Source organism: Leucobacter soli, assembly GCF_042659205.1.
Taxonomy (GTDB): domain Bacteria; phylum Actinomycetota; class Actinomycetes; order Actinomycetales; family Microbacteriaceae; genus Leucobacter; species Leucobacter soli.
Genome location: NZ_JBHSRW010000325.1, coordinates 1 through 1880 on the forward strand (window position 1 = coordinate 1; position 1880 = coordinate 1880).

Annotated in this window: 3 protein-coding genes; 1 reads left to right on the top strand and 2 read right to left on the bottom strand. The window is 71.3% G+C overall.

The window, feature by feature from the left end; all coding sequences use genetic code 11:
* On the bottom strand, window positions 1-275 hold a 275-nt coding region (locus ACFPZL_RS12730), incomplete at its 3' end, for a hypothetical protein (protein WP_382335724.1).
* On the bottom strand, window positions 272-1324 hold the full coding sequence (locus ACFPZL_RS12735; protein ID WP_218116309.1) for a sulfite exporter TauE/SafE family protein: 1053 nt from the start codon (window positions 1322-1324) through the stop codon (window positions 272-274). The genes ACFPZL_RS12730 and ACFPZL_RS12735, both read right to left, overlap by 4 nt.
* Window positions 1325-1513: 189 nt before the next feature.
* Here ACFPZL_RS12735 and ACFPZL_RS12740 point away from each other — a divergent pair.
* Window positions 1514-1880 (top strand): inositol monophosphatase family protein (locus ACFPZL_RS12740; protein ID WP_382335726.1); only part of this gene is annotated, 367 nt, incomplete at its 3' end.

Below are 1880 nucleotides of genomic sequence, written 5' to 3' on the forward strand. Positions count from 1 at the left end.
GCCCCGGTCAGCACGACCTCCCCGTCCATCGCGGCCGCGTCGTCGATCCGCAGCCTCGCGAGGGGCGTGCCGTCGGGATCGCGGATGGTCACCTCATCACCCGGCGAGAGCCGCTCGCCGCTGTCGGGGATCACGAGCCGCGGCGACAGCCCCCGCGCCGCGCCGCCGTCCGCAGCTGGTCGGTATCCCTCGATCCCGGGCAGCAGACCCGCGACGATGAGCTCGAGCCCCTCCAGCGGGGGCCCGCGCAGCACGATGTCGCGCGGATCGCTCATGTCCGCCCGTCCTCCTCTTCCACCGCATCCCGCGCCTGTTCCGCGCTCACCGCCGCATCCTCATGGTCCACCGCATCCGCCGCAGTGGTCTGGTCCACCTGCTCCGCCGCTCGCGCCGCCTTCGCCGCCCGCCGCTGACGGGCCTCGGTGCTCGCGAGCGCCGGGAACCCATGGCGGCGGCGCAGGTGCATCCACATGAGTGGGCCCCCGACCAGTGCGAGGAGCAGGATGATCCCGGTCGCCGTGTTCGAAACCTCGAGCAGCTTGAGGCCGGAGGCGAGCAGCACGAAAGCGAGCGCTCGGCGCACGAAGCCGCCGGGCAGCCGCGACGACAGCTGGGCGCCGAGGTACGCGCCGGGCACGCTGCCGAGGATGAGCGGCAGCGAGATGGTGAGGTCGAGGTCGCCGAAGATGGCGTGGCCGATCGCCGCCGAGGCGACGAGCGGCACGGCCTGCACGAGATCCGTGCCGACGAGTTGGCCCGCCTTGAGCCCGGGATAGAGGAACATCAGGCCGATGATGATGAGCGAGCCCGAGCCGACGGAGGTCATGCCGACGATGAGTCCGCCGACGATGCCGAGCAGCACGGTCGGGACCACGCGGACAGTGATATCGGGTCGCTCCTCAGTCTGCGGCAACCCCTTGCCGTCACGGGTCCTGGCCCGCTCGACGAGCCGCATGTGCGCCCGGACCAGCAGCATGGCGGCGGTGAAGAGGATGGCGATCCCGAGCGCGGTCTTCACGCCGTGCTGCATCTGCGCGCTCTCGCCCATCGACTTGAGCACGAGCACGCCGGCGAACGCCGCCGGCACCGATCCGACGCAGAGGTAGCCGACGAGTTTGAGGTTCACCGTGCCGCGCCGCAGATGCACGACGGAGCCGACCGGCTTCATGACGGCGCTCGCGACCAGGTCGCTCGAGACCGCGGTGAGCGGAGAGACGCCGAAGAAGAGGACCAGCATGGGGGTCATGAGGGCGCCACCGCCCATACCAGTCAGCCCGACGACGATGCCGACTGCGAATGCTCCGAGAAGAAGCCCCACGTCCATAGCGACATCTTTACCATACGACCCCGCGTATCGGTGCGGGCTTCGGAACCCGAAAGGTTCACACGGCCGCGTGGATCGGGTATGGTTCGGAGCACGAGACGTCGAACGTCGGGCGGATCGTTCGGAGGCATCGACGCCGCACGCCTCCCTTCGCATCCTCCGCGCTCGATCGAACCGGGGGGGGTGACGATGGTGCACGATACGGCGTTCGCCGCGAGACTCGCGTCCGACGCGGGCCGGCTGCTGCGCCGGATCCAGCGCGACGCGCCCCCGGACGAGCTCGGCACGCGCGAGCTGAAGGATCGCGGGGATCGCGAGAGCCAGCGCTTCCTCGCCCGCGAACTGGCAGAGCACCGCCCCGATGACGCCATCCTCTCCGAGGAGGCCGAGGACGGGACCGCCCGCCTGCGGGCCGAGCGCGTCTGGATCGTCGACCCGCTCGACGGCACCCGCGAGTTCTCCGAGGGCCGGGACGATTGGGCCGTGCACGTCGCGCTCTGGGAGCGGGGTGCGCTCGCCTCGGGCGCCGTCGCCCTGCCGGGGCTCGACGCCGTGC